Below are 25,588 nucleotides of genomic sequence, written 5' to 3' on the forward strand. Positions count from 1 at the left end.
GTGGAGCCGGGGGCGTGGATGAGCGGGGCGGCGATTATTCCGGCGACAGCGGCGCTGCTGGTCCTATGCATGGGTCTGTGGGCGACCGCGCTTCTGCCCGAGATCGTCACCGCGCTGGCCTTCTTCGGGCTGGCAATGCTGCTGCGTCTCGGCAGCGCCGCCACGGTGTTCTCCGGCTTCTCGGCCGCAGCCTTCTGGCTGGTCCTATCCGGCATGGTGGTGGGTCAGGGCATGACCCGCACGGGCCTCGGCGCCCGGATGGCCCGGGCGCTGGCCGGGCGCCTCTCCGGTTCCTACGCGTATTTCATCGCCGGTCTGGTGACCTTGAGCTTCCTCATCGCCTTCGTGATGCCGTCCAATCTCGGCCGGATCGCCCTGATGATCCCGGTGACGCTGGCGCTCTGCGACGGGTTCGGGCTGGTGCCCGGCCGGCCGGGGCGGACCGGCGCCGTCCTGGCGGTGGGCGTGGCGACCCCGATCCTGTCGGCGGCGATCCTGCCGGCCAACGTGCCGAACCTCGTCATGGCCGGCTCGGCCGAGCAGGTGCTGGGCCTGCACCTCTCCTACCTGTCCTATTTCCTCCTGCACGCGCCGGTCCTGGCCCTGGTCAAGGGCGTGATGCTGGTGGTGCTGATCGTGCGCCTGTTCCCCGACCGCCTCAGCCACGGCGCCCAGGCCCTTCCCGTGCTGCCACCCGTCTCCGCGGCGGAGCGGCGCCTGGCCGTGATCCTGGCCTGCACCCTGGCCCTCTGGGTCACCGACAGCCTGCACGGCCTCGCCCCGGCCTGGGTCGGGCTCGCGGCCGCCGTGATCTGCCTGCTGCCACGGATCGGGGTCCTGCCGCCCGAGTCGTTCCAGCAGGTGAACCTGCGGACCTGCTTCTATATCGCGGGGCTGCTCGGCTTGGTCGCTCTGGTCAACGAGACCGGCCTCGGGGCGCGGTTGGGCCATGGGCTGCTCGCGGTGGCGCCGCTCACCCCCGATGCGCCGACCCAGAACTTCGCGGTGTTGACCGGCATCAGCACCCTCATGACGCTGCTGGTCACCGCCAACGGCGCGCCGGCCCTCTACACGGCGCTGGCGGGAGAGATGGTTCAGGCCAGCGGTCTCTCAGCGCTCGCCGTCGTGTCGGTCCAGGTGATCGGCTACGCGACGCTGTTCTTCCCCTACCAGGCCCCGCCCATCGTCTTCGCCAGCGAGCTCGGAGGCGTGCGCCTGCGGGATGCCACCCGACTCACCCTGGCCTTCGGCCTGGCCTCGCTCCTGGTCGCCGCCCCCCTCGATTACGCCTGGTGGCGTCTGCTGGGGCAACTCAAGTGACAGATCCGCCGCTCTATCAACACGCCCTCTGCATTGCGCCGCAGCATGACACATTGCGGCTTGCCGCCGGAGGCACTAGCGCTACCACCAGATTAGAGACGGTCCAGTTCGCAGCTGCGAGGCTTCAACCCAATGGCACCCACCGCGCGCCCGACAGTGGCACAGCCGCTTTCACCGCATCTCCAGATCTATCGCTGGACCTGGACGATGGCGATGTCGGTGTTTCACCGTATTACCGGCACCGCGCTCTATGGCGGGACTGCGCTGGTGGCGATCTGGCTCGTCGCGCTTGCATCCGGGCCGGTCGCCTATTCCTACGTGGCCGGCTTCTTCGGCTCGATCTTCGGCCGGCTGATCTTGTTCGCCTACACCTGGGTGCTGATGCACCACATGCTCGGCGGCCTGCGCCACCTGGTCTGGGACACCGGCGTCGGGTTCGACCGGGAGAAGCGCCTGAGCATGGCGCGCCTGACGCTGATCGGGTCCGTCGCACTCACGATCGTCATCTGGGCGGTCGCCCTTCTGGTCCGCTGAGGAGGCCGGCATGGCTAAGGAAGAAATCCGCCAGGACACCCGCGTTTCCATCCGCACCCCGCGCGCCCGCGTCCGCGGCCTCGGCGTCGCCCATCACGGCGCCGGCCATTGGTGGCAGCAGCGGGTGACCGCGGCGGCGAACGTCGTCCTGATGCTGGCCTTCGTGGTGATCGTCGCCAGCATGGCCGGCCGGGGCTACGTCGAAGCGACGCACCTGATTGCCAAGCCCCTGGTCTCGATCATCCTGATCCTGGCGCTGCTGTCGGTGACCATCCACATGCGGATCGGCATGCAGGTGGTCATCGAGGATTACGTGCACGGCCAAGGCACGAAGATCGCCGCGGTGTTCGCCAACAACGCCTACGCGGTCCTGGTGGCCGTGGCCTGCCTCTACGCGGTCCTGCGCATCGGCTTCGGACAGCCGGCCTGAACCCCGCCATCACGCATTTCGAGGAGCCGACCATGGCCGCCAACGGCACAAACGGCAGCGGGCCTGCCTACACCATTCACGATCACGCCTTCGACGTGGTGATCGTCGGCGCGGGCGGCGCGGGCCTGCGCGCCACCGTCGGCTGCTCCGAGGCCGGCCTGCGCACCGCCTGCATCACCAAGGTGTTCCCGACCCGCTCGCACACCGTGGCGGCGCAGGGCGGCATCTCGGCCTCGCTCGGCAATATGGGCCCGGACGATTGGCGCTGGCACATGTACGACACCGTGAAGGGGTCGGACTGGCTCGGCGACCAGGACGCGATCGAGTACCTCGTCCGCAACGCGCCGGCCGCCGTCTACGAGCTCGAGCATTGGGGCGTGCCCTTCTCGCGCACGGAAGAGGGCAAGATCTACCAGCGCCCGTTCGGCGGCATGACCACCGATTACGGCAAGGGTACCGCCCAGCGGACCTGCGCGGCGGCCGACCGGACCGGCCACGCCATGCTGCACACCCTCTACGGGCAGGCGGTGAAGAACCAGACCGACTTCTTCATCGAGTATTTCGCCCTCGACCTGATCATGGACGAAGAGGGCCGCTGCCGCGGCGTCATCGCCCTCGACCAGGCCACCGGCGAGATCCACCGGTTCCGCGCCCAGCAGACCATCCTGGCCACGGGCGGCTATGGCCGCGCCTACTTCTCCGCAACCTCGGCCCATACCTGCACGGGTGACGGCAACGCCATGGTGCTACGCGCCGGGCTGCCGCTCCAGGACATGGAGTTCGTGCAGTTCCACCCGACCGGCATCTACGGCGCCGGCTGCCTGATCACCGAGGGCTCGCGCGGCGAGGGCGGCTACCTGACAAATTCCGAGGGCGAGCGCTTCATGGAGCGCTACGCCCCCTCGGCCAAGGACCTCGCCTCGCGCGACGTGGTCTCGCGCTCCATGACCATGGAGATCCGCGACGGCCGCGGCGTCGGCAAGAACAAGGACCACATCTACCTGCACCTCGACCACCTCGACCCGAAGATCCTGCACGAGCGCCTGCCGGGCATCTCGGAGAGCGCGAAGATCTTCGCGGGCGTCGACGTGACCAAGGAGCCGATCCCGGTCATCCCGACCGTGCACTACAACATGGGCGGCATCCCCACGAACTATCACGGCGAGGTGCTCACCCTCCGCGACGGTAACCCCGACACGGTGGTGCCGGGCCTGATGGCGATCGGCGAGGCGGCCTGCGTCTCGGTCCACGGGGCCAACCGCCTCGGCTCCAACTCCCTGATCGACCTCGTGGTGTTCGGCCGCGCCGCCGGCAAGCGCTGCGCCGAGATCGTCGAGCCGAACGGCCGGGCCCAGGAACTGCCCAAGGGCGCCACCGACAAGGCGCTCGAGCGCCTGGACCGCTTCCGTCACGCCAACGGCTCGACGCCGACCGCCGAGCTACGCGCCGAGATGCAGAAGACGATGCAGAACAACTGCGCCGTGTTCCGCACCGGCGAGGTTCTGGAGGAGGGCAAGGGCCTGATCCACAAGGTCTGGAACGCCGCCGCCGACGTGAAGATCACCGACCGGTCCATGATCTGGAACACCGACCTCCTGGAGACCCTGGAGTTCGACAACCTGATCGGCCAGGCGGTGGTGACGATGGAATCGGCCGCCAACCGCAAGGAATCCCGCGGCGCCCATGCCCGCGAGGATTTCCCTGATCGCGACGACAAGGAGTGGATGAAGCACACCCTCTCCTGGCTCGATGAGGGCCGGCACCAGGTCAACATCGATTACCGACCGGTGCACACCTACACGATGTCGAACGAGATCCAGTACATCGAGCCGAAGGCGCGCGTGTACTGAGGCCAACCATCACGATGCACGTGCCGATGCGCGGCGCGTGCATCCCCTCAGACCGGTTTCCGGTTCTGACCGATATTGCCGGATATAATCGCAATGGCCCAGTTCAACCTTCCGAAGAACTCCCAGATCACGCAGGGCCGCACCTGGGCGCCGCCGCCCGGCGCCAAGAACCTGCAGACCTTCAAGATTTACCGCTGGAACCCGGATGACGGGGCCAACCCGCGGATCGATACCTATCAGGTCGATCGCGACGATTGCGGCCCGATGGTGCTCGACGCGCTGCTGTGGATCAAGAACAAGGTCGACTCGACCCTGGTCTTCCGCCGCTCCTGCCGCGAGGGCATCTGCGGCTCCTGCGCCATGAACATCGAGGGCCAGAACGCGCTGGCCTGCACGATGGGCATCGACGAGTGCAAGAGCCCGGACAACGCCCTGCCGGTGATGACCCGCAAGGACAAGGACGGCGCGGTCCGGATCTACCCGTTGCCGCACATGCCGGTGCTGAAGGATCTGGTCCCCGACCTGACCAACTTCTACGCCCAGCACGCCGCGATCGAGCCCTGGCTGCAGACCGAGACGCCCGCCCCCGAGAAGGAGTGGCGCCAGACCCCCGAGGATCGGTCGAAGCTCGACGGCCTGTACGAGTGCATCCTGTGCGCGTGCTGCAGCACGTCCTGCCCGAGCTACTGGTGGAACGGCGACAAGTTCCTCGGCCCGGCGGCCCTGCTGCAGGCCTATCGCTGGCTGATCGATTCGCGCGACGAGAATACCGGCGACCGGCTCGATGCCCTGCACGATCCGTTCCGGCTCTACCGCTGCCACACGATCATGAACTGCGCCAACACCTGCCCCAAGAGCCTGAACCCGGCCAAAGCCATCGCCGAGATCAAGAAGATGATGGTCGAGCGGGTGGTCTGACCGCATACCGGTGAGGCGCCCCGGCCACACCGGGGCGAAAAGGCCGCTCCTCCGCAGCGGAGTCGGGGGCGGCCCAGGCGGCCGCCTTGCGGTCAGCGCATTTGGCACGGAGTCAGGGGTGAAGCGCCATCGCGCGCGACCCCAAGCCTGATCCGAAGTGGTCCGATGCTGCGCCCGAGCCTGCCGATCTTCGCTGCCCTCTGCCTGAGCGCCACCCTCGGCGCCTGTGCGACGACCCGTCTGGAGAGCCCGAGGGGCCGGGCGCCGTCTCAGGCGTCCCTGGATGCCGTGCAGGCGGTCCCGTCGGGGACCGTGACGGCGGCGCCGCTCGCGCCCCCGCCCGGTGCGAGCGCGAGCCCCGACGCGCCGCCCCCACCCGGCGCTCAGGCGAATGCCGCGCCGAACGGGCCGACGGTGATCGCTGAGCCGGTGGCGCCCCCCGCGCCGCCGCCGCCGGTTGTCACGAGCGGCCGCGCCTCGGTGGTCGGCAGCTGGGATGCCAAGGACGCCACGGGCGCGAGCTGCAAGGTCACCCTGTCCAGCGCACCGGCCCTCGACCTCTACAAGGCCTCGGCCTCCGGCTGTCCCAACAAGGACCTGGCACGGGTCTCGGCCTGGGACTTCCGCGACGGCGAGGTCTATCTCTACCAGCCGGGCGGCACCGTCGCGGCGCGTCTGCGCCAGGGCAGCGGCGCACTCGAGGGGGCGCTGACCAAATCGGGCGCCACGCTCGCTCTGGCGCGCTGAGCCGGACGGCGCGGCCACGCACGTGGAGAGGGATCGGCCGCGACGGGCCGGTCCTGCATAAGGAATATGGTCTGGATTTCCGGCGCCGCGACGACCGCGCGCGCTTGGCGGCCAGCGCACCGCCCTTACATCAGGGCTTCCCACAGCGGTGCGCCCCAAAAATATGTTTTTGAATTGGCTTGAGCGCCGGGTCGATCCGTTCGCGCCCTTCGACGAGACGCGAACCCCGCCGCAGACGGTCCTGGGTTTCGCCGGCTTCTACCTTCGCCCGATTCGGGGGGCCCTGGCGGCCCTGTTCGTCATCGCGGTGGTGGCCGGGACGGTCGAGGCCTCCCTCTACCTCGTGATGCGCTGGTTCATCGACCTGCTCGCCACGGCCGACCGGGCCACCGTCCTGTCCGACCATGCGGTCGGGCTGGGCCTGGTATTCCTGCTGATCGCCCTGGTCCGGCCGCTCTCGATCTGGCTGCACGAGGTGCTGTCCAACCAGCTGATCGTGCCGCAATCGACCAGCCAGATCCGCTGGCGGGCGCATCTCTATACCCTGGGGCACGCGCTCTCGTATTTCCAGGGCGACTTCTCCGGTCGGCTCGCCAACCGGGTGGTGCAGGTCGGCCCGGCGGTGCGGGAGCTGGCGGTCGTGTTCATCGACACGCTGCTCTACGTGGCGATCTACGCCGTGACGGCGGTCGGCCTGTTCGGCTCGATCTCGCCGTGGCTCGCCCTGCCGGTTCTGATCTGGATCGCCGCCTACGCCGCCCTGACGACCTGGTTCGTGCCCCGGGCCCGCGCCCGCTCGCACAAGACCGCCGACACCCGCTCGGTCCTGATCGGCCGGATCGTCGACAGCTACACCAACATCCTGACGGTCAAGCTCTTCGCCCGTGACCGCGAGGAACGGGCCACGGTGCGCGACGCGGTCGAGGTCCATACCGACGCCTACCTGTACCAATTCCGGCTGGTGACCCTGACCACCAGCCTGCTCGGGCTGCTGAACAGCACGCTGCTGATCGCCACCGGCGCGGCCTGCCTGATTCTCTGGCGCGACGGCGGCATGACCACCGGCGAGGCCTCGGCCGGGCTGGCCCTGATCCTGCGGCTCATCGCCATGTCCGGCTGGGTGATGCAGACGGTCCGCGGCGTGTTCGAGAATGTCGGGGTGATCCAGGAGAGCATGCAGACCATGGCGCGGCCGCACGCGCTGGTGGACGCCCCGGAGGCCCGGGACCTCGTGGTGAAGGGCGGCGAAATCCGATTTGAGAATGTCGGATTCCATTACGGCCGCGGCGACGCCACCGTGATCGAGGATTTCAGCCTGACGATCCGCCCCGGCGAGAAGGTCGGGCTGGTCGGGGTCAGCGGTGCGGGCAAGTCCACCTTGGCGAGCCTGCTGCTGCGCCTCTACGAGGTCGAGAGCGGGCGCATCCTGGTCGATGGCCAGGACATCGCCACGGTGACGCAGCAATCCCTGCGCGAGGCCATCGCCATGGTCAGCCAGGACACGTCGCTGCTGCACCGCTCGATCCGCGAGAATATCGCCTACGGCCGTCCGGGCGCCACGCAGGAGCAGATCGAGCGCGCCGCGAAACTGGCCCATGCCGACCGGTTCATCGCCGATCTCATCGATCACAAGGGCCGTCGGGGTTACGACGCCCAGGTCGGCGAGCGCGGGGTCAAGCTCTCCGGCGGCCAGCGCCAGCGCATCGCCATCGCCCGCGTGATGCTGAAGGACGCACCGATTCTGATTCTCGACGAGGCGACCTCGGCCCTCGACAGCGAGGTCGAGGCGGCGATCCAGGACTCGCTCGACACGCTGGTGGCCGGCAAGACCGTGGTGGCGATCGCCCACCGCCTGTCCACCATCGCGGCGCTCGACCGCCTCGTGGTGATCGACCGCGGCCGAATCGTCGAGGAGGGCACCCATGCCGAGCTGGTCGCCCGCGGCGGCGTCTATGCCGGGCTCTGGGCCCGCCAGTCGGGCGGCTTCCTGGACGGCGGAGCGGCGCAGTTCGACGACGCCGTGGCGTAGCGATGCGGCCGAACTGGCATTCGGCAACATATGACAACGATCGTGACCTAACCGCCTCGCGAGGCCCTCTCTGGCAGCTTGACTTGGGGGTGGCACACGGTCTCATTGCTCAGATTAGAACGATAATGCTTTGATCGCGGCCCGGCCGGGAAATCAGGGCAGGGCACCTGCGGCCCTCACGCCAACGCACGGAGTTCCGAATCTTGGCGACCACCTCCGCCACTGCTCCCGCGACCCGGGATGGCAGCGCCCGAACGGACGGCCCCCACGAGGGCAGCCGCCGTGATTTCCTGTTCCTCGCCACCGGGGCCGGACTCGCGGTCGGGGCCGCCGCTACGGTCTGGCCGCTGATCTCGTCCATGGCACCCGATGCCGAGACGATCGCGGCCGGCGCGCCGATCGATGTCGATCTGACACCGATCCAGGACGGCCAGATCATCAACGTGTTCTGGCGCGGCAAGCTGATCTTCGTGCGCAAGCTCACGGCCAAGGAGGTGACCGACATGCAGTCGGTCCCGCTCACGGCCATGATCGACCCCGCGCCCTTCCCGACGCGGGTCAAGAACGGCCACGACCAGTGGCTGGTCGTCTACGGCAACTGCACGCATCTCGGCTGCGTGCCGATCGGCCACCAGGGCAATTTCGAGGGCTGGGCCTGCCCCTGCCACGGCTCGCAGTTCGACGCCGTCGGGCGCGTCCGCCACGGACCGGCACCGATCAACCTGCCGATCCCGCCCTACGCCTTCGAGACGGATACCAAGATCCGGATCGGCGAGGGTGGCAAGGAAGCGGCGTGAGAAGGACGCGGACATGAGCGGAACTGCCAGCACCTACGTCCCGAAGAGCCGCGTCGCCAAGTGGTTCGAGGCCCGGCTGCCGATCGCCGGGCTCGTGCACTCGTCCTTCATCGCCTATCCCGTCCCGCGAAACCTCAATTACTTCTGGACCTTCGGGGCCATCCTGGCCGCCTTCCTGGGGATCCAGATCGTCACCGGCGTCTGGCTGGCGATGCACTACGAGCCCTCGGCGACGGGCGCGTTCAATTCCGTCGAAAAGATCATGCGCGACGTCAATTACGGCTGGCTGCTGCGCTACGCGCACGCCAACGGCGCATCGATGTTCTTCGTCGCCGTCTATCTGCACATGTTCCGGGCGCTGTATTACGGGTCGTACAAGGCCCCGCGCGAGGTGCTCTACATCCTCGGCGTGATCATCTACCTCCTGATGATGGCCACGGCCTTCCTCGGCTACACGCTGCCCTGGGGTCAGATGAGCTTCTGGGGCGCCACGGTCATCACCAACATCCTGGCGGCGATCCCGGTGGTGGGCGACACCATCCAGACGCTGCTCTGGGGCGGATACTCGGTGGGCAATCCGACCGTGAACCGCTTCTTCTCGCTGCACTACCTGCTGCCCTGGATGATAGCCGGCGTGGTCGTGCTGCACGTCTGGGCCCTGCACGTCACCGGCCAGAACAACCCGGCCGGCATCCCGATCAAGTCGGGCAAGGACGCGGTGCCGTTCACGCCCTACGCGACCATCAAGGACGTGTTCGCGACCTGCGTGTTCATGATCCTGTTCGCCTGGTTCCTGTTCTACCAGCCGAACTATCTCGGCCATGCCGACAACTACATCGCGGCCAACCCCGCGGTGACGCCGGCGCACATCGTCCCCGAATGGTACTTCCTGCCGTTCTACGCGATCCTGCGCGCGGTCCCGAGCAAGCTCGGCGGCGTCATCCTGATGTTCTCGGCGGTGCTCATCCTTGCCTTCGCGCCGTGGCTGGATACGTCGCGGGTTCGGTCCTGCAACTACCGGCCGATCTACCGGCAGTTCTTCTGGGTGTTCATCGGCGCGACGCTGCTGCTCGGGTGGCTCGGCTCGCAGCCGCCGGAGGGGGGCTACGTCCTCGCCGCGCAGGTCTGCACGGCCTACTACTTCGCGCACTTCCTGATCGTGATGCCCCTCTGCGGCCTGTTCGAGACGCCGAGGGCGCTCCCCGGGTCGATCCTGGAGAGTGTCACGGGGCCGGGCAAACAGGTGAGTGGATCGGGTATGCCGGCGGGCGCCGCCGCCGCTCCGACCACCAAAGGCTGACGGGCTGACGACGGAACCATGATGATGACCCGCGTCTTCTCGACCACCGCCGCCGTCGCTCTCGCGGCGCTCCTGTTCGGCGCCGCGCCGGCCTCCGCGGAGGACGGGCATGGCGGCCCGATCCCGGGCCGCGTGAACTGGAGCTTCGCCGGCACGTTCGGCCGGTTCGACACCGCGCAGCTGCAGCGCGGCTTCCAGGTCTACAAGGAGGTCTGCTCCGCCTGCCATTCGATGAAGCTGGTCGCCTTCCGCAATCTCGCCCAGGAAGGCGGCCCGCATTTCTCCGCCGCGCAGGTCAAGGCCCTGGCCGCGACCTATCAGGTCAAGGACGGTCCGAACGATGCCGGCGAGATGTTCGACCGGCCCGGCCGGCCGGCCGATACGTTCCCGCCGCCTTTCCCGAACGACCAGGCCGCGGCGGCCGCCAACGGCGGCAAGGCGCCGCCCGATTTCTCGGTGATCGCCAAGGCGCGGACCTATTCCCGCGGCTCGCTCTACTTCCTGACCGACTGGCTGCCGTTCGTCGGCTATTCCGAGCACGGGCCCGACTACATCCATGCCCTGCTCAACGGCTACGAGGAGCCGCCGAAGGACTTCTCCGTTCCCGATGGCGGCCACTACAACAAGTACTATCCCGGCCACATCATCGCGATGCCGCCGCCGATCACGGACGGGCAGGTCACCTACGCGAAGGGCGAGGACGGCCAGCCCGTGGTCCCCGAGACGGTGGACCAGTACGGCAAGGATGTCTCGGCCTTCCTGATGTGGGCGGCCGAGCCGCACATGATGGACCGTAAGGCCCTGGGCTTCCGGGTCATCCTGTTCCTGATCGTCATGTCGGGGCTGCTCTACTACGTGAAGAAGAAGATCTGGGCCGATGTCGGCGGCGAGGTCCACGGCCTCCAGCCGGAGCTGCACAAGACCTTCTGAGCCGGCTCCGCACCGACTTTGCCGGATGGGCCTCCTTCGGGAGGCCCATCTTTTTTGGGCGGGGGCTGCGTGCTACCGCTCGGCGAGCGCGGCCGTCCGCCTTCCGGCGGGGCAGATCCCATTCCCCCCTCATCCAGAGGTGCCCGCGCCGGCGGGCCGCGAAGGAGGGGTCCAGGGATCGCTTCGCGCTATGGAGGCTCCTTCGCGGCCTCCGCTTCGCCCCGGCACCTCAGGATGAGGTGGCGGATGGGACATCCGACGCCCCGGCGGCGGCGCCACGACAGTAGGACAAGCGGCATGACGGCAGCGGTGCTCGGGGTGATGGGCGGGTCCGGCGTCTACGATCTGCCGGGGCTCGAGGACGTGCGCGAGGAACGCGTCGCCTCGCCCTGGGGCGAACCCTCGGACGCCCTGCGCATCGGGCGGATCGGGAATACCCGGATCGTGTTCCTGGCCCGCCACGGCCGGGGCCACCGGCTGTCGCCGTCCGGCATCAATTACCGCGCGAATATCGATGCGATGAAGCGCGCCGGCGTCACCGACCTCGTGGCGCTCTCGGCCTGCGGGTCGTTTCGCGAGGACTTACCGCCGGGCCTGTTCGTGCTGGTCGACCAGTTCGTCGACCGGACGCATGGGCGCGCCTCCTCGTTCTTCGGCGACGGCTGCGTCGCGCATGTCTCCGTCGCGCACCCGGTCGGCCCGGCGCTGCAGGCGCGGATCGCCACGGCCGCCAAGGCCGAGGACATCGCGGTCCATCGCGGCGGCACCTATGTCTGCATGGACGGGCCGCAATTCTCATCGCTCGCCGAATCCCGGGCCTACAAGGCGCAGGGCTTCGACGTAATCGGCATGACCAACATGCCCGAGGCCAAGCTCGCCCGCGAGGCCGAGATCACCTACGCCACGATCGCGATGGTCACCGACTACGATTGCTGGCACCCCGGCCACGATGCCGTGGACGTCGCCGCGGTGATCGCGGTCGCCCGGACCAATGCCGACAAGGCGGCCCGCTTGGTGGCGCGGCTCGCCCGCGACTTCCCGGCCGAGCGCGAGCCGTGCCCGGCGGGCTCGCACCGCGCCCTCGACGGCGCGATCATGACCGCGCCGACCGCCCGCGATCCGGCGCTGCTCGCCAAGCTCGACGCGGTGGCGGGGCGGGTGCTCCAGGGATAGGGCGGCTTCGCCCTTTCCATTCCGGACGAACTCACACTAGAACGCGCTCGCGGCCCCTGGCCGGCCCCGACGCAAAGTCCGAAACAAGATGCGCAGCGCCTCCATCAGCCGGAAGACCGCCGAGACCGATATCGCGGTCAGCGTCGGCCTCGACGGGACCGGGCAGTCGAAGATCGCCACCGGCATCGGCTTCCTCGACCATATGCTCGACCTGTTCGCCCGGCACGGCCTGTTCGATCTGGAGGTCAAGGTCGACGGCGACCTGCATATCGACCAGCACCACTCGGCCGAGGATTGCGGCATCGCGCTGGGCCAGGCCTTCGCCAAGGCGCTCGGCGACAAGCGCGGGGTGACGCGCTACGCCGACATCCACCTGCCGATGGACGAGGCGCTGACCCGGGTCTGCGTCGACATCTCGGGCCGGCCGTTCCTGGTGTTCCGCACAACCTTCCGGGTCGAGAAGATCGGCCAGTTCGACACCGAGTTGGTGCGCGAGTGGTTCCAGGCCTTCGCGATGAATGCCGGGCTGACGCTGCACGTCGAGACCCTGTACGGCGACAACGCGCACCACATTGCCGAGAGCTGCTTCAAGGGGCTGGCCCGCGCCTTGCGGAAGGCGGTGGCGATCGACCCCCGCGAGGAGGGGCGCGTTCCCTCCACGAAGGGCTCCCTGTAGACCAAGGTTTCGTCGCGCTCCCGAATGGCCGTTCCGGCCGTCGGCGAACGCTCTCACCGGGAGTTCCGCGATGCGGATGCGCAGCTACACGCTCCACCTGCCGGCCGATGCGCGGCCGGGCGAATCCATTGGCCTGGAGCGGGCGCTGCTCGTGCGGGACGGATTCTCCTGGCCGGCCTTCGCGTTCAGCGTGCTCTGGTTCCTCTATCACCGCCTCTGGATCGCGGCACTGATCGTGCTCGCCGGCCTGATGGCGCTCGCCGGCCTCGGCCATGCCCTCGGGCTGCCCCCAGGTATCGCCACCCTCGTGACCCTGCTGGCCTCCTGGCTGATCGGCCTCGAGGCGTCGAGCCTGCGCCGCTGGACGCTGGCGCGCCGGGGATGGCCGGCGCGGGACGCCGTCATGGCCGCCACCGCCGAGGAAGCCGAAGCCAAGGCGCTGGGCCGCTGGCTCGACGCCACCGCGCCGGCGCCCCGCCCGCCGTTCCCGGCCGGCCCGACCCGTCGCAGCGAGCCGGTGATCGGCCTGTTCCCCGCCCAGGAAATTGCCCGGTGAGTGGCAGGTCGAGACGCGCATGAGCACCGAGACGGTCGCGATCATCGATTACGGGTCGGGCAACCTCCATTCGGCCGCCAAGGCGTTCGAGCGCGCAGCCCGTGAGGCCGGGCGCGACGCGCGCATCCGTCTGACCTCCGACCCGGCCGTCGTGGCCGCCGCCGACCGCGTCGTGCTGCCGGGCGTCGGCGCCTACGCGGATTGCCGGCGCGGGCTCGATTCCGTCCCCGGCATGGTCGAGGCCATGACCGAGGTGGCGCAGGTCGCCGGCCGGCCGTTCCTCGGCATCTGCGTCGGCATGCAGCTGCTTGCGAGCCGCGGGCTGGAATACGAGACGACGCCCGGTCTCGGCTGGATCCCGGGCGATGTCGCGCCGATCCGCCCATCCGACCCGGCGCTCAAGATCCCCCATATGGGCTGGAACACCCTCCGGATTGCGCGCGACCACGCGTTGCTCGCCGGCATTCCCACCGGTGAGGACGGGTTGCACGCCTATTTCGTGCACAGCTTCGCGCTGGCCGCGGAACGCCCGGAGGATGTCGTCGCCCAGGCCGATTACGGCGGTCCCGTCACCGCCATGGTCGCCCGCGGCAACGTCGCCGGCACACAGTTCCACCCCGAGAAGAGTCAGCGCCTCGGCCTGGCGCTCATCGCGAATTTTCTGACCTGGCGCCCCTGAACGCGCTACGGATTCGGCGAGAAGGAAGACAGCACCCGTGATCCTGTACCCGGCGATCGACCTGAAGGAGGGACGCTGCGTCCGCCTCGTCCAGGGGGACATGGCGCAGGCCAAGATCTTCGGCGACGATCCGGCCGCGCAGGCCGCGACCTTCGAGGAGCAGGGCTTTCCCTGGCTCCACGTGGTCGATCTGGACGGCGCCTTCGCGGGCGCGCCGCGCAACGCCGCCGCAGTGGACGCGATCCTGGCCCGGGTCGGCATCCCGGTGCAGCTCGGCGGCGGCATCCGCGAGATGAAGACGCTCGAGGGCTGGCTCGCCAAGGGCGTCGCCCGGGTGATCATCGGCACGGCCGCGGTGCGCGATCCCGCCTTCGTCCGCGAGGCGGCGCGCCTGCATCCCGGCAAGATCGCGGTGGGCATCGACGCCAAAGATGGGCGCGTGGCCGTCGAGGGCTGGGCGCAGACCTCCAGCATGACCGCCGAGGAGCTCGGCCGCCGCTTCGAGGATGCCGGCGTCGCGGCGATCATCTACACCGACATCGCCCGCGACGGCATCCTAAAGGGTCTCAACGTCGAGATGACCCTGGCGCTGGCCCAGGCCGTGCGCATCCCGGTGATCGCGTCGGGAGGCCTCGCCTCCATCGACGACGTGCACCGGCTGCTCCAGCCCGATTGCGCCCTCATCGCCGGCGCCATCACCGGACGGGCCCTCTATGACGGCCGCATCGACCCGCAGGCGGCGCTCTCCGCCATCGCGCGGGCGCGCGGCCCGGCGGCGTGATAGGATCGCCCCTGGATTGCTTGTAAGCGGGATTCCTTGAGAGGCGCCGATGAGTGCGGCAAAGGTGGCGGCCCGCGCCGCCGCAACCGGGACTACCTACGACGACGATTTCTATACCTGGACGCGGGAACAGGGTGCACGTCTGCGCGCTCGCGACTTCGGTGGTCTGGACCTCGATAACTTGGCCGAGGAGATCGAAAGTTTGGGCCGCAGCGAGTTCAATAGCCTTGTTAGCGCTTGGCGTTTGATCCTGCTGCACATGCTGAAATGGGATCACCAGCCGGATCGCAGGACGCGCAGCTGGATGATTTCAATCCGAACCCATCGCAACAGGGCGGCGGATCTGTTGGTGGATAACCCAGGGCTTAAGAGCCGTCTCCAGCAAGCGTTGGAACGCGCCTATCGGGATGCGAGGGACGAAGCTTCGGTCGAGACGGGCTTGCCGTTGCGCGCCTTTCCGAAAGAGTGCCCCTATAGCTGGGATGAGATGGCGACCCGAATCTTCTCGATCGATTCCGAAGACACGCTCGGCTGATAGAGTCATCCTGTGCTCAAAACCCGCATCATCCCCTGCCTCGACGTGAAGGACGGCCGCGTCGTGAAGGGCGTCCGCTTCGAGGGGCTGCGCGATGCCGGCGATCCGGTGGAGGCGGCGAAGGTCTACGACGCGGCCGGCGCCGACGAGCTCTGCTTCCTCGACATCACCGCGAGCCGCGAGGCCCGGGGCACGCTGCTCGATATCGTCAGCCGCACCGCCGAGGCCTGCTTCATGCCGCTAACCGTCGGCGGCGGCGTGCGCACCGTCGAGGATGTGCGCGCGCTGCTGCTCGCCGGCGCCGACAAGGTCGCGATCAACACCGCGGCCGTGAAAGACCCGGACCTCGTCGCCCGGGCGGCGGAAAAATTCGGCGCACAGTGCATCGTGGTGGCGATCGACGCCAAGCGGGTCTCCGGTCCCGGAGAGCCCGCCCGGTGGGAGATCTTCACCCATGGCGGCCGCGACCCGACCGGGATCGACGCCGTCGCCTTCGCCCGCCTCGTCGCCGAGAAGGGCGCCGGAGAGCTGCTGGTGACCTCCATGGACAAGGACGGCACCCGTTCCGGCTACGACTTGGCTCTCACGCGGGCGATCAGCGACGCCGTGACCGTGCCGGTCATCGCCTCGGGCGGGGTCGGCGGCCTCGACGACCTCGTGGCCGGGGTGGCCCAGGGCGGGGCGAGCGCCGTGCTGGCCGCATCGATCTTCCATTTCGGGCAGGCGAGCGTCGCCGAGGCGAAGGCCCATATGGCGGCCGCCGGCCTCGCGATGCGACTCGACGGCCCGGCATCATCCGCGAGGGCGCCCCTGTGACCAGCATTCTTCTCGCCAACGCGACCCTCCTCGATCCGGCGACGGGGCGCGAGACGCGCGGTGCCGTGCTGGTGCAGGACGGCCGCATCGCCGACATGGCCGAGGGCGCCGCGCCCGGGGCTCCGGCGGACGCCGCCCGGATCGACTGCCGCGGGAGAATCCTGACCCCGGGCCTGATCGATATGCGCGCCTTCGTGGGCGAGCCGGGGGCCGAGCATCGCGAGACGCTGGCCTCGGCCAGCGCCGCGGCGGCGGCAGGCGGCGTCACGACCCTGGTCTGCATGCCCGACACCAACCCGGTGATCGACGGCCCGGCGATCGTCGATTTCGTGCTCCGCCGCGCGCGCGATACCGCCTGCGTCCATGTCCTGCCCGCCGCCGCGATCACCAAGGGCCTGGCCGGCAAGGAGATGACCGAGTTCGGCCTGCTTCAGGAGGCTGGCGCGGTGGCCTTCACCGACGGGCTGCACGCCGTGGCGAACGCCCAGGTGATGCGCCGCGCCCTGACCTACGCCCGGGATTTCGACGCCCTGCTGATGCAGCATGTCGAGGATGCCGACCTCGTCGCCGAGGGCGTGATGAACGAGGGCGAGCTCGCCTCGCGCCTCGGGCTGATGGGCATCCCCCGCGAGGCTGAGACCGTGATGCTGGAGCGCGACATCCGCCTCGTGCGGCTGACCGGCGCCCGCTACCACGCGGCGATGATCTCGACCGCCGATTCGGTGGAGATCCTGCGCCGGGCCAAGCAGGACGGGTTGCCGGTGACCTGCGGCGTCTCGGTCAACAACCTCGTGCTGAACGAGAACGATATCGGCCATTACCGCACCTTCTGCCGGCTCTCGCCACCGCTCCGCGACGAGGCCGACCGGCACGCCATGGTCCGGGCGCTCGACGAGGGCGTGATCGACGTGGTCGTCTCCGACCACAATCCGCAGGATGTCGAGACCAAGCGCCTGCCCTTCGCGGAAGCCGCCGACGGCGCGCTCGGGATCGAGACCCTGCTCGGCGCGTCCCTGCGCCTGGTCCATACCGGCGACCTCGCGCTCAACAAGCTGATCGCGGCGCTGACCGTGAACCCGGCCCGGATCCTCGGGCGCGAGGCCGGACGCCTGGCGGTCGGCGCGCCCGCCGACCTCGTGCTGATCGATCCCGATCTGCCCTACGTGCTCGACAAGCGCCGGCTGAAGTCGCGCTCCAAGAACTCGCCCTTCGACGAGGCGCGGCTCCAGGGTGCCGCGGTGCTGACCCTGGTTTCCGGGCGGATCGTGCACGCGATCGACGATCTCGCGGCGGCGGCCTGATGCTGGCCGATCTCGCGACGCCGGCCGCCCTCGGTGGCCTGGCCCTCGGCTACGCCCTGGGCTCGATCCCGTTCGGGCTGATCTTCACGCGCTTCGCCGGCCTCGGCGACGTCCGGGCGATCGGCTCGGGCAATATCGGCGCGACCAACGTGCTGCGCACCGGTCGGAAGGGCCTCGCCGCCGCAACCCTACTGGGCGACGCTCTGAAGGGGACGGCCGCCGTGCTGATCGCCCGTCAGCTGGGCGGCGAAGGCCCGGTGCTGGCCGCCGGGCTCGGGGCCTTCCTCGGCCATCTCTTCCCGGTCTGGCTCGGGTTCAAGGGCGGCAAGGGGGTGGCGACCTTCATCGGCGTGCTGCTGGCGTTCAGCCCCCCGGCTTTGGCCGCCTTCGCGGTGATCTGGCTCGGCCTCGCCTTCGCGTTGAAATACTCGTCGCTCGCCGCTTTGGCGGCCTCCGCGGCGACGCCGTTGGTGCTGTGGGCGCTCGGCTTGCCGACGCAAGCTGCGCTGTTCCTGCTGCTCGGCGTGCTGTTATGGTGGAAGCACGCGCCCAACATCCGGCGACTCGCGGCCGGCACCGAGGGGCGCATCGGCCAGAAAGGCTGAGCGTACGCGCCGGATGGCGTGATCCCGGGGGTGCGTCATGCAGCTCACCGATGCGCAGCGCCTCGACTGGCTGCGCCTGATCCGGACCGAGGGTATCGGCCCGCGCAGCTTCCGCTCTCTGATCAACCGGTTCGGCGGCGCGGCGGCAGCGCTCGAGGCGCTGCCGGATTTGAGCCGTCGTCAGGGCCGGCGCATCGAGCCGTTCAGCCGGGCGCAAGCCGAGGACGAAATCGCCGCCCTGGCGCGCCTCGGCGGGCACCTGCTCGCCACCGGGGAAGCGACGTATCCCCGTCTGCTCCAGCTCACCGACGCGGCGCCACCACTGATCGCCCTGCGCGGCGCGCCACAGATCCTGAACCGGCCTTCGGTGGCGCTGGTCGGATCGCGCAACGCCTCGACCGCCGGGCTCGCCTTCACGGAGCGGCTGGCCCGGGGCCTTGGGGAAGCCGGACTTGTCGTCGTGTCGGGCCTCGCCCGCGGGATCGATGCACGGGCGCACAAAGCCACCCTGCAGACCGGCACCATTGCCGTCATGGCCGGCGGCCAGGATCGGATCTACCCGGCGAGCCATGTCGGCCTGGTGGACGCGATCCTGGGGGAGGGCGGGGCGGTCCTGGCCGAGATGCCGATGGGCTGGGAGGCGCGCGGCCGCGACTTCCCCCGGCGCAACCGGATCATTTCCGGTTTGGCCTACGGTACGATCGTCGTGGAGGCGGCGCGCCGGTCCGGCTCGCTGATCACGGCGCGCTACGCCCTGGAGCAGAATCGCGAGGTCTTCGCGGTCCCGGGCTCGCCCCTGGACCCGCGGGCCGAGGGCACCAACGACCTGATCCGCCAGGGGGCAACCCTGGTGGCCGACGTGCATCACGTCCTCGACGTGATCGGCCCGATCATCGAGCGCGGCCCCGATCCCGACGCCGCCCCCGCGCGGCAACGGCCCGACCTCGCCGAGCAGCCGGATTTCTGGGACGAGATCGATCTGGAGGGACGGGCGAGCCTGCTGAACGATGGCGCAGACCCGGATCGCGTTTTCGACGCCCCGGTCGTCGAGCCGGACGAGCCCGCGGACGACCGTCAAAAAATCATCGCCCTGCTGGGGCCGAGCCCGGTCGGCACCGACGAGCTCGCGCGCAGTGCCGGCGTCGGCGCCCGCGTGGTGCAGACCGTGCTGCTGGAGCTGGAGCTCGACGGCCGCATCGAGCGGCACGGCAGCGGCGCGGTCTCGCTGGTCAGTCGCTGACCGGGTCCGCGTCGGAATCGGCGAGGTTGCGCATCACGTCGAGGCAGCCCTGCAGGATGTAGGCGGCGGCGAGCTTGTCCACGAGCTGGCCGCGCCGCGCCCGGGACGCATCCGCCTCGATCAGCGCCCGGGTCACGACGGCGGTGGACAGGCGCTCGTCAAAGAACACGTGCGGGATGTCGATGATCGGCTTCAGGTTGCGCACGAAGGCACGGGTCGACTGGACGCGAGGCCCCTCGCTGCCATCCATGTTGAGCGGCAGGCCGATCACCAGCCCGCCGACCGCGTGCTGCCGGCAGAGCGCGGCGAGGCGCTGGGCGTCGGGGGTGAACTTCACCCGGCGGATCGTCTCGAGGGGCGTGGCGATCTGGCGGCCCAGATCCGACAGGGCGAGCCCGATCGTCTTGGTGCCGAGATCGACCCCGATCAGGCGCGCGCCGCCCCGCGAGGCGGCCGCGAAGGTACGGATCTCGTCGAAATTCATGGCCTGGCCCTACGCCAGCCCGGCGCCCCGCGCCAGCGTCGCCTCCGCGATCCCGTCGAACCGGGCCGGAAGCGGCGTCGCGCCCGGACCCAGGACGATGGCGGCGGAGGGTCGGGTCACGCGGTCGAAGAAGTCGGCCAAGTTCTCGCCGCCGAAGCGCACGGTCTCGAGATCGGGGGCGAGCAGCCAGATGTCGTACTCGTCCGTCGCCCCGGCGACGTCCCAGAACAGGAAGCTGCCATCCTCGCCCGCGCCGAAGAAGCAGGCGCGCTCGATCACCGCCGGGTCGCCGTCCTCGACGTCGAAGCGGTGCGGTTCGCCGCCACCCTCCAGCATCGCCACCGCGTTGCCGACGCTCACGGCGATCACCCCGGCCTGGGTCGCGAGATCGCTGGCCTCGAACGGGGCCGGCACGGCGATCCGGAACTGCGCGGCCGCCAGGCCGATGCCGCAGGTCTCGCAGAAGCTCCGGTAGGAGGCCGGCAGGGGAAAGCCGAGCTCCGCGGCGGCGCGGTCGAGATCCGCCGGTTGTGCCAGGAAGCCCGCCGACAGGCTCGTGAACGCCTGCTCCCACATCAAACCCGCTCCCTCGTCCACAGCGTTAACGCTCTCCGCAGATCGACCCAGATGCACCCGGATCCGTTCGCGAATAGGTAGGTTAAAACTTCGTTAATCCACGTTTCGGGTATCGCCATGCCGACGATAGGCCAGCCCAGCGCCCCACGCCCGTCCCGCCGCAAGCAGCCCATGACCCGCAAGCAGTGCTGGATGCTGGTCTTGGCCTTCGAAGTTCTGGTCTTCGGCGTCTCGCAATCCGTCTTCCGGCCGGCGCGTCAGGCCGGGATCACGATCGAGATGTCGGTGACGCCGAACCACGTGGTGACCTGATCCCCGCGATCTGACCGGATCTCTTCCCACGGCGCGGCCATGCAGACCACAGCCCGCGTTGCGGCGCGTCGAAGCGCAGTGCTATAGCCCGGCCCGGCGCCGGGGCTGCCTCCCGGGCAGGGACGAACGGGACGGCATGTCGGTCGATGAGAAGACGGTTCGGCGCATCGCGCATCTGGCGCGGATCGCAGTCACCGACGACGAGGTCGGTCCGCTGCAGGGTGAGCTGAACGCGATCCTGGCCTTCGTCGAGCAGCTCGGCGCGGTGGACGTGTCCGGTGTCGAGCCGATGACCTCGGTCACCCCGATGGCGATGAAGAAGCGCGAGGACGTGGTCACCGAGGGCGGCCGCGCCGCCGACGTGGTCGCCAACGCCCCCGAGACCGAAGACAATTACTTCCTGGTTCCGAAGGTCGTCGAGTAGGCTGCTTCCGGCCTTCGGCGAAGCATGAATTCTGGCGGCATGCGCGCGGCGGCGCGCGCGAGGACGTGAACAGCGTGGATCCGAACGAACTCACCCTGGCCGAGGCGCGCGACGCCCTCAAGGCGAAGCGGATCTCGGCCCGCGAGCTGACCCAGGCGCATCTCAACGCGATGGCCAAGGCCCGCGTGCTGAACGCCTTCATCCGCGAGACGCCCGATCACGCCCTCAGGATGGCGGACGAAGCGGACAAGAAGATCGGCGCCGGCGAGGCCCGCCCGCTGGAAGGCATCCCGCTCGGGATCAAGGACCTGTTCTGCACCGACGGCGTCACCACCACGGCCGGCTCGAAGATCCTCGAGACCTTCGTGCCGCATTACGAATCCGCCGTCTCGGCCAATCTGTGGCGCGACGGCGCGGTGATGCTGGGCAAGCTGAACCTCGACGAGTTCGCCATGGGCTCGTCCAACGAGACCAGCGCCTACGGCAACGTCGTCTCGCCCTGGCGGCGCAAGGGCTCGGACGCCCAGCTGGTGCCGGGCGGATCCTCCGGCGGCTCGGCCGCGGCGGTCGCGGCGCGGCTCTGCCTGGGCGCCACCGCCACCGATACCGGCGGCTCGATCCGCCAGCCCGCCGCCTTCACCGGCACGGTCGGGATCAAGCCGACCTACGGCCGTTGCTCGCGCTGGGGCACGGTGGCCTTCGCTTCCTCCCTCGACCAGGCCGGCCCGATCGCCCGCACGGTGCGCGACTGCGCGATCCTGCTCGGCTCGATGGCCGGCCCGGACGCCCGCGACACGACCTGCGTCGACCTCCCGGTGCCGGATTTCGAGGCCGCGGTCTCCCGCGGCGTGAAGGGCCTGACCATCGGCATTCCCAAGGAGTACCGGGTCGACGGCATGCCGGCCGAGATCCAGAAGCTCTGGGACGACGGCGCCGCCTGGCTGAAGGCGGCCGGCGCGACGATCAAGGAGATCTCGCTGCCGCACACCTCCTCGGCGCTGCCGGCCTATTATATCGTCGCCCCGGCAGAGGCCTCTTCGAACCTCGCCCGCTACGACGGCGTCCGCTACGGCCTGCGCGTGCCCGGCAAGGACATCGCCGGGATGTACGAGAACACCCGCGCCGCCGGCTTCGGCCGCGAGGTCAAGCGCCGGATCATGATTGGCACCTACGTCCTCTCGGCCGGCTATTACGACGCCTATTACGTGCGCGCCCAGAAGATCCGCACGCTGATCAAGCGCGACTTCGAGCAGGCCTATGCGGCCGGCGTCGACGCGATCCTCACCCCGGCGACGCCGTCCTCCGCCTTCGGGATCGGCGAGAAGGCCTCGGCCGACCCGGTGGAGATGTACCTCAACGACGTGTTCACCGTGACGGTGAACATGGCCGGGCTTCCCGGCATCGCGGTCCCGGCCGGGATCGACGGGCAGGGCCTGCCGCTCGGCCTCCAGCTGATCGGCCGGCCGTTCGACGAAGAGACGCTGTTCGCGGTCGCCCAGGTGATCGAGGAGGCCGCAGGCCGGACGGTGCTGCCCGAGCCCTGGTGGGCATGACGGTCCCGTTCTATCCCTGGACGGTCTGGATCTGGGCCGCGTTCGATCCGGCGCTGATCGTGGTGGCGGTCTATCTCGGCTGGACCGCCAGCCAGTTCGGCAAGGTGTTCATCGCGGCGATCGCGGCGCTCGGCTTCTCGGTGCTGTTCTCCTGGGCGGTGAGCGCGGCCGGGATCCCCTGGCCGGCCCCGATCACCCATGACGGCCCGACCTTCTTCCCGGTGCGCGCGGTCGCCGCCCTGCTCTGGGCGATCTTCGGCTACGGCGCCCGGCGGGCCATCGCCCGGCGCGCTTGATTCTTGCGCGGGGCGACCCGTAAGTGATTGGACGACACCTGCTCCTACTCGCGCCCTCATCCTGAGGTGCCCGCGCGAGCGGGCCTCGAAGGAGCCTCCAGCGGCCGCGCGATCCCTGGAGCCCTCCTTCGAGGCCGCTTCGCGGCACCTCAGGATGAGGGTGGGAATGGAAGCCCCTGACAAGCCTTTCCGGCCCGGACGACCATGAACGCACCTGTCGATCCCAAAAAACTCATCAAGGGCGGCCTGCACGACTGGGAGGTGATCGTCGGCATGGAGGTCCATGCCCAGGTCTCCAGCCGCGCCAAGCTGTTCTCCGGCGCCTCCACCGAGTTCGGCGGCGAGCCGAACGACCACGTCTCGCTGGTCGACGCCGCGATGCCCGGCATGCTGCCGGTGATCAACGCCGAATGCGTCGCCCAGGCGGTGCGCACCGGGCTCGGGCTGAAGGCCCAGATCAACCTGCGCTCGGTTTTCGACCGGAAGAACTACTTCTACCCGGACCTGCCGCAGGGCTACCAGATCTCGCAGTACAAGGACCCGATCGTCGGCGAGGGCGAGGTGCTGGTCGACATGGCCGACGGCACGTCGATCACCGTCGGCATCGAGCGCCTGCATCTGGAGCAGGATGCCGGCAAGTCGCTGCACGACCAGGATCCGACCAAGAGCTTCGTCGACCTCAACCGCTCGGGCGTGGCGCTGATGGAGATCGTCTCTCGGCCGGACCTGCGCTCGTCGGAGGAGGCCAAGGCCTACGTGACCAAGCTGCGCACGATCCTGCGCTATCTCGGCACCTGCGACGGCGACATGGAGAAGGGCTCCCTGCGCGCCGACGTGAACGTCTCGGTGCGCCGCCCCGGCGAGCCGCTCGGCACCCGTTGCGAGATCAAGAACGTCAACTCCATCCGCTTCATCGGCCAGGCGATCGAGACCGAGGCGCGCCGCCAGATCGCGATCCTGGAGGATGGCGGCAAGATCGACCAGGAGACCCGCCTGTTCGACCCGGGCAAGGGCGAGACCCGCTCGATGCGCTCCAAGGAAGAGGCGCACGATTATCGCTACTTCCCCGATCCCGACCTGCTGCCGCTCGAGTTCGACCAGGCCTATGTCGACGCCCTCGCGGCCGGCCTGCCGGAACTGCCGGACGCCAAAAAGGCGCGGTTCGTCAAGGATTACGGCCTCTCGCCCTACGATGCCGGCGTGCTCGTGGCCGAGCGGGCCTCGGCCGACTACTACGAGGCCGTGGCCAAGGGCCGTGACGGCAAGGCCGCGGCCAACTGGGTGATCAACGAGCTGTTCGGGCGCCTGAACAAGGAAGGCCTCTCGATCGAATCGACACCGGTCTCCGCCGACCAGCTCGGCGCGATCGTCGACCTGATCGGCGAGGGCGTCATCTCCGGCAAGATCGCCAAGGACCTGTTCGAGATCGTCTGGACCGAGGGCGGCGACCCGCGCGCCATCGTCGACAGCCGCGGCATGAAGCAGGTGACCGATACCGGCGCCATCGAGGCCGCCATCGACCAGATCATCGCGGCCAACCCCGACAAGGTCGCCCAGGCGAAGGAGAAGCCGACCCTGCTCGGCTGGTTCGTCGGCCAGACCATGAAGGCCACGGGCGGCAAGGCCAACCCGGCGGCGGTCAACGCGCTGCTCAAGGCGAAGCTCGGGATCGCCTGACCCGCGCTCGGATCGCGCCACGATGAGATCCCGCCGCGGCTCAGCCGGGGCGGGTGATGGCAGAGCGGGTCCTGACACAAGAAACCGTAGCGGCAGCAGCTTAAGGTGGGGCCTTTCGCGTCTTCGAAGACGTGCCGTATCGGCCGCTTCTGCGCCCCTGGAGCTGCCTTCCGTCCGGTTGTTCGTTCAATGCCGCTAGGTTCCGGGCCGAACCTGTCCCTGAACCGTCTCAGCGGCGTCACGCTGCGGTGGAGTCATGCCTGTCTCCTCCAGCTTCGGATGACCGTTCAACACCAGCACATCCCTGATGCGCTGAAATATTGATCCGGTCCGTGTCCGCTGTCGCTGAACACATCCGAAGACTGCGCCGGCTTCGGAGTCGCGTCAACTCGGAATTTCCGGCCACGCTCGCTTTTCTCTGCTTTCGTCCGGCGGCACCGCAGTGCGGCGTCGCCGGATCAAACGCTTATGGCGGCCGGCACGGCAGCGCAAAAATTTAGCTCGCGCCCATCCGGATCGGCCGCATCCTACTTGCCGGCGCCCATGTTGTTCTCGACGAGAAACCGGATCCCGCGCGCGAAGGACTCGTCGGTGTCGCCGCGCAGGTCGACGCTGTAGGCCTTCTCCGGGACGTTGCCGGAGAGCTGTTTGACGTAGACGTTGAGGTTCAGGATCAGGTTGGACACCTTCTGAACCTCGCCGGTGATCGCCACGTCGGCGCCGAGCTTGCGCGCGAAATCCTCGGCGCAGCCGTTGCAGCGACGCAGATCCGCGCTCTTGGCGACCTCCTCCTTCACCGGATCGGTCGGCACGACCTCGAACAGGCCCTTCTTCGCGAGAAGATCGCGCAGCTGGGCGCTGGTGCGGTCGAGCCGCGCCCGGTCGGCCTCGTCGCCCGGCACCGGCGAGAGGTTGGAGAACTGAAAGTCGAACACCGCGGCCCTCTCGGGAGCGGCGACAGCCGGGCCGGCCGCGAGCAACAGGGCGGCCGCGCAGAAAGCGGTCCGGAACATGGGCGTCTCCTCGTCGGCGCGCAGGCGGCGCCGTAG

Annotated in this window: 28 protein-coding genes; 25 read left to right on the forward strand and 3 right to left on the reverse strand. The window is 69.2% G+C overall.

Annotation, left to right across the window (positions count from 1 at the left end; genetic code table 11):
- Nucleotides 1-18 precede the first annotated feature (18 nt).
- The 20 genes from WYO_RS15925 to dprA all read left to right on the forward strand — a co-directional run bounded on the left by WYO_RS15925 (nt 19) and on the right by dprA (nt 19,217).
- On the forward strand, nt 19-1,320 hold the full coding sequence (locus WYO_RS15925; RefSeq protein ID WP_007564298.1) for an SLC13 family permease: 1,302 nt from the start codon (nt 19-21) through the stop codon (nt 1,318-1,320).
- 132 nt (nt 1,321-1,452) lie between these two features.
- On the forward strand, nt 1,453-1,854 hold the full coding sequence (gene sdhC / locus WYO_RS15930) for a succinate dehydrogenase, cytochrome b556 subunit (protein WP_007564300.1): 402 nt from the start codon (nt 1,453-1,455) through the stop codon (nt 1,852-1,854).
- Nucleotides 1,855-1,864: 10 nt separating this feature from the next.
- Nucleotides 1,865-2,284, forward strand: a complete 420-nt coding sequence (sdhD, locus tag WYO_RS15935) for a succinate dehydrogenase, hydrophobic membrane anchor protein (RefSeq protein WP_007564302.1) — start codon at nt 1,865-1,867, stop codon at nt 2,282-2,284.
- A gap of 32 nt (nt 2,285-2,316) precedes the next feature.
- Nucleotides 2,317-4,134 (forward strand): succinate dehydrogenase flavoprotein subunit, encoded by a 1,818-nt coding sequence (sdhA, locus tag WYO_RS15940; RefSeq protein WP_007564304.1) that lies wholly within the window; start codon nt 2,317-2,319, stop codon nt 4,132-4,134.
- A 93-nt stretch (nt 4,135-4,227) separates the two neighbouring features.
- On the forward strand, nt 4,228-5,052 hold the full coding sequence (locus tag WYO_RS15945; RefSeq protein ID WP_007564306.1) for a succinate dehydrogenase iron-sulfur subunit: 825 nt from the start codon (nt 4,228-4,230) through the stop codon (nt 5,050-5,052).
- A gap of 165 nt (nt 5,053-5,217) precedes the next feature.
- Nucleotides 5,218-5,799 carry an AprI/Inh family metalloprotease inhibitor gene (locus tag WYO_RS15950; protein WP_007564308.1) on the forward strand — a complete coding sequence of 194 codons (582 nt, stop codon included), beginning with the start codon at nt 5,218-5,220 and terminating at the stop codon, nt 5,797-5,799.
- Nucleotides 5,800-5,962: 163 nt separating this feature from the next.
- The gene (locus WYO_RS15955; RefSeq protein WP_007564309.1) at nt 5,963-7,828 is read left to right on the forward strand and encodes an ABC transporter ATP-binding protein; all 1,866 of its coding nucleotides are present in this window, start codon (nt 5,963-5,965) and stop codon (nt 7,826-7,828) included.
- Nucleotides 7,829-8,031: 203 nt separating this feature from the next.
- Complete coding sequence (petA, locus tag WYO_RS15960; RefSeq protein WP_007564311.1) at nt 8,032-8,625, forward strand: ubiquinol-cytochrome c reductase iron-sulfur subunit; 594 nt, start codon at nt 8,032-8,034, stop codon at nt 8,623-8,625.
- A gap of 13 nt (nt 8,626-8,638) precedes the next feature.
- Nucleotides 8,639-9,925 carry a cytochrome b N-terminal domain-containing protein gene (locus WYO_RS15965; protein WP_007564313.1) on the forward strand — a complete coding sequence of 429 codons (1,287 nt, stop codon included), beginning with the start codon at nt 8,639-8,641 and terminating at the stop codon, nt 9,923-9,925.
- An 18-nt stretch (nt 9,926-9,943) separates the two neighbouring features.
- On the forward strand, nt 9,944-10,855 hold the full coding sequence (locus WYO_RS15970; RefSeq protein WP_039903104.1) for a cytochrome c1: 912 nt from the start codon (nt 9,944-9,946) through the stop codon (nt 10,853-10,855).
- 297 nt (nt 10,856-11,152) lie between these two features.
- Nucleotides 11,153-12,028: an S-methyl-5'-thioadenosine phosphorylase gene (locus tag WYO_RS15975; protein WP_007564318.1), complete on the forward strand. Its 876-nt coding sequence runs from the start codon at nt 11,153-11,155 to the stop codon at nt 12,026-12,028.
- An 88-nt stretch (nt 12,029-12,116) separates the two neighbouring features.
- Entirely contained in the window at nt 12,117-12,704 is a 588-nt protein-coding gene (hisB, locus tag WYO_RS15980; protein WP_007564319.1) for an imidazoleglycerol-phosphate dehydratase HisB, read from the forward strand.
- A 76-nt stretch (nt 12,705-12,780) separates the two neighbouring features.
- The gene (locus tag WYO_RS15985) at nt 12,781-13,260 is read left to right on the forward strand and encodes a DUF2628 domain-containing protein (protein ID WP_039903114.1); all 480 of its coding nucleotides are present in this window, start codon (nt 12,781-12,783) and stop codon (nt 13,258-13,260) included.
- 19 nt (nt 13,261-13,279) lie between these two features.
- Nucleotides 13,280-13,939, forward strand: coding sequence for an imidazole glycerol phosphate synthase subunit HisH (hisH, locus tag WYO_RS15990; protein WP_007564323.1), 660 nt, complete (start codon nt 13,280-13,282; stop codon nt 13,937-13,939).
- Between the two features lie 37 nt (nt 13,940-13,976).
- Nucleotides 13,977-14,720, forward strand: coding sequence for a 1-(5-phosphoribosyl)-5-[(5-phosphoribosylamino)methylideneamino]imidazole-4-carboxamide isomerase (gene hisA / locus WYO_RS15995; protein WP_007564325.1), 744 nt, complete (start codon nt 13,977-13,979; stop codon nt 14,718-14,720).
- A gap of 49 nt (nt 14,721-14,769) precedes the next feature.
- Nucleotides 14,770-15,255, forward strand: a complete 486-nt coding sequence (locus WYO_RS16000; RefSeq protein ID WP_007564327.1) for a DUF29 domain-containing protein — start codon at nt 14,770-14,772, stop codon at nt 15,253-15,255.
- Between the two features lie 12 nt (nt 15,256-15,267).
- Nucleotides 15,268-16,071 carry an imidazole glycerol phosphate synthase subunit HisF gene (hisF, locus tag WYO_RS16005; protein ID WP_007564329.1) on the forward strand — a complete coding sequence of 268 codons (804 nt, stop codon included), beginning with the start codon at nt 15,268-15,270 and terminating at the stop codon, nt 16,069-16,071.
- Entirely contained in the window at nt 16,068-17,372 is a 1,305-nt protein-coding gene (locus WYO_RS16010; protein ID WP_007564331.1) for a dihydroorotase, read from the forward strand. Before hisF ends, WYO_RS16010 begins: the two co-directional genes overlap by 4 nt.
- Complete coding sequence (gene plsY / locus WYO_RS16015; RefSeq protein WP_007564333.1) at nt 17,372-17,977, forward strand: glycerol-3-phosphate 1-O-acyltransferase PlsY; 606 nt, start codon at nt 17,372-17,374, stop codon at nt 17,975-17,977. The genes WYO_RS16010 and plsY overlap by 1 nt, the downstream gene beginning before the upstream one ends.
- 37 nt (nt 17,978-18,014) lie before the next feature.
- Nucleotides 18,015-19,217, forward strand: a complete 1,203-nt coding sequence (gene dprA, locus WYO_RS16020; RefSeq protein ID WP_007564335.1) for a DNA-processing protein DprA — start codon at nt 18,015-18,017, stop codon at nt 19,215-19,217.
- On the opposite strand, the gene ruvX is transcribed toward dprA, so the two are convergent.
- Nucleotides 19,207-19,701: a Holliday junction resolvase RuvX gene (ruvX, locus tag WYO_RS16025; protein ID WP_007564337.1), complete on the reverse strand. Its 495-nt coding sequence runs from the start codon at nt 19,699-19,701 to the stop codon at nt 19,207-19,209. The two genes, dprA and ruvX, sit on opposite strands and share 11 nt — an antisense overlap.
- A 9-nt stretch (nt 19,702-19,710) precedes the next feature.
- Nucleotides 19,711-20,298: an SMI1/KNR4 family protein gene (locus tag WYO_RS16030; RefSeq protein ID WP_348270292.1), complete on the reverse strand. Its 588-nt coding sequence runs from the start codon at nt 20,296-20,298 to the stop codon at nt 19,711-19,713.
- Between the two features lie 150 nt (nt 20,299-20,448).
- On the opposite strand from WYO_RS16030, the gene WYO_RS31600 reads away from it, so the two are divergent.
- The 5 genes from WYO_RS31600 (at nt 20,449) to gatB (ending at nt 24,539) form a co-directional block, all read left to right on the forward strand.
- On the forward strand, nt 20,449-20,589 hold the full coding sequence (locus WYO_RS31600; RefSeq protein ID WP_165486560.1) for a hypothetical protein: 141 nt from the start codon (nt 20,449-20,451) through the stop codon (nt 20,587-20,589).
- A gap of 136 nt (nt 20,590-20,725) precedes the next feature.
- Nucleotides 20,726-21,013: an Asp-tRNA(Asn)/Glu-tRNA(Gln) amidotransferase subunit GatC gene (gene gatC, locus WYO_RS16040; RefSeq protein WP_007564343.1), complete on the forward strand. Its 288-nt coding sequence runs from the start codon at nt 20,726-20,728 to the stop codon at nt 21,011-21,013.
- A 74-nt stretch (nt 21,014-21,087) separates the two neighbouring features.
- Complete coding sequence (gatA, locus tag WYO_RS16045; protein ID WP_007564345.1) at nt 21,088-22,566, forward strand: Asp-tRNA(Asn)/Glu-tRNA(Gln) amidotransferase subunit GatA; 1,479 nt, start codon at nt 21,088-21,090, stop codon at nt 22,564-22,566.
- Entirely contained in the window at nt 22,563-22,862 is a 300-nt protein-coding gene (locus tag WYO_RS16050; protein WP_007564346.1) for a hypothetical protein, read from the forward strand. Before gatA ends, WYO_RS16050 begins: the two co-directional genes overlap by 4 nt.
- Before the next feature lie 204 nt (nt 22,863-23,066).
- On the forward strand, nt 23,067-24,539 hold the full coding sequence (gene gatB, locus WYO_RS16055) for an Asp-tRNA(Asn)/Glu-tRNA(Gln) amidotransferase subunit GatB (RefSeq protein ID WP_007564349.1): 1,473 nt from the start codon (nt 23,067-23,069) through the stop codon (nt 24,537-24,539).
- 527 nt (nt 24,540-25,066) lie between these two features.
- Here gatB and WYO_RS16060 read toward each other — a convergent pair.
- On the reverse strand, nt 25,067-25,552 hold the full coding sequence (locus WYO_RS16060; protein ID WP_007564351.1) for a DUF3280 domain-containing protein: 486 nt from the start codon (nt 25,550-25,552) through the stop codon (nt 25,067-25,069).
- Nucleotides 25,553-25,588 lie beyond the last annotated feature (36 nt).

It is taken from the genome of Methylobacterium sp. GXF4 (assembly GCF_000272495.1).
GTDB lineage: Bacteria > Pseudomonadota > Alphaproteobacteria > Rhizobiales > Beijerinckiaceae > Methylobacterium > Methylobacterium brachiatum.

What these genes read in the sequence shown, in the direction of transcription:
- hisB (WP_007564319.1), top strand. Translation starts at nt 12,117, where the DNA reads ATGCGCAGCGCCTCCATCAGCCGGAAGACCGCCGAGACCGATATCGCG.
- WYO_RS16060 (WP_007564351.1), bottom strand. Translation starts at nt 25,552, where the DNA reads ATGTTCCGGACCGCTTTCTGCGCGGCCGCCCTGTTGCTCGCGGCCGGC.
- WYO_RS15970 (WP_039903104.1), top strand. Translation starts at nt 9,944, where the DNA reads ATGATGATGACCCGCGTCTTCTCGACCACCGCCGCCGTCGCTCTCGCG.
- WYO_RS16000 (WP_007564327.1), top strand. Translation starts at nt 14,770, where the DNA reads ATGAGTGCGGCAAAGGTGGCGGCCCGCGCCGCCGCAACCGGGACTACC.
- gatB (WP_007564349.1), top strand. Translation starts at nt 23,067, where the DNA reads ATGAACGCACCTGTCGATCCCAAAAAACTCATCAAGGGCGGCCTGCAC.
- WYO_RS16050 (WP_007564346.1), top strand. Translation starts at nt 22,563, where the DNA reads ATGACGGTCCCGTTCTATCCCTGGACGGTCTGGATCTGGGCCGCGTTC.
- WYO_RS15955 (WP_007564309.1), top strand. Translation starts at nt 5,963, where the DNA reads ATGTTTTTGAATTGGCTTGAGCGCCGGGTCGATCCGTTCGCGCCCTTC.
- sdhC (WP_007564300.1), top strand. Translation starts at nt 1,453, where the DNA reads ATGGCACCCACCGCGCGCCCGACAGTGGCACAGCCGCTTTCACCGCAT.
- WYO_RS15950 (WP_007564308.1), top strand. Translation starts at nt 5,218, where the DNA reads ATGCTGCGCCCGAGCCTGCCGATCTTCGCTGCCCTCTGCCTGAGCGCC.
- hisH (WP_007564323.1), top strand. Translation starts at nt 13,280, where the DNA reads ATGAGCACCGAGACGGTCGCGATCATCGATTACGGGTCGGGCAACCTC.
- WYO_RS15965 (WP_007564313.1), top strand. Translation starts at nt 8,639, where the DNA reads ATGAGCGGAACTGCCAGCACCTACGTCCCGAAGAGCCGCGTCGCCAAG.
- WYO_RS31600 (WP_165486560.1), top strand. Translation starts at nt 20,449, where the DNA reads ATGACCCGCAAGCAGTGCTGGATGCTGGTCTTGGCCTTCGAAGTTCTG.
- sdhA (WP_007564304.1), top strand. Translation starts at nt 2,317, where the DNA reads ATGGCCGCCAACGGCACAAACGGCAGCGGGCCTGCCTACACCATTCAC.
- WYO_RS15925 (WP_007564298.1), top strand. Translation starts at nt 19, where the DNA reads ATGAGCGGGGCGGCGATTATTCCGGCGACAGCGGCGCTGCTGGTCCTA.
- WYO_RS15975 (WP_007564318.1), top strand. Translation starts at nt 11,153, where the DNA reads ATGACGGCAGCGGTGCTCGGGGTGATGGGCGGGTCCGGCGTCTACGAT.
- WYO_RS15985 (WP_039903114.1), top strand. Translation starts at nt 12,781, where the DNA reads ATGCGCAGCTACACGCTCCACCTGCCGGCCGATGCGCGGCCGGGCGAA.
- gatC (WP_007564343.1), top strand. Translation starts at nt 20,726, where the DNA reads ATGTCGGTCGATGAGAAGACGGTTCGGCGCATCGCGCATCTGGCGCGG.
- plsY (WP_007564333.1), top strand. Translation starts at nt 17,372, where the DNA reads ATGCTGGCCGATCTCGCGACGCCGGCCGCCCTCGGTGGCCTGGCCCTC.
- dprA (WP_007564335.1), top strand. Translation starts at nt 18,015, where the DNA reads ATGCAGCTCACCGATGCGCAGCGCCTCGACTGGCTGCGCCTGATCCGG.
- sdhD (WP_007564302.1), top strand. Translation starts at nt 1,865, where the DNA reads ATGGCTAAGGAAGAAATCCGCCAGGACACCCGCGTTTCCATCCGCACC.
- WYO_RS15945 (WP_007564306.1), top strand. Translation starts at nt 4,228, where the DNA reads ATGGCCCAGTTCAACCTTCCGAAGAACTCCCAGATCACGCAGGGCCGC.
- ruvX (WP_007564337.1), bottom strand. Translation starts at nt 19,701, where the DNA reads ATGAATTTCGACGAGATCCGTACCTTCGCGGCCGCCTCGCGGGGCGGC.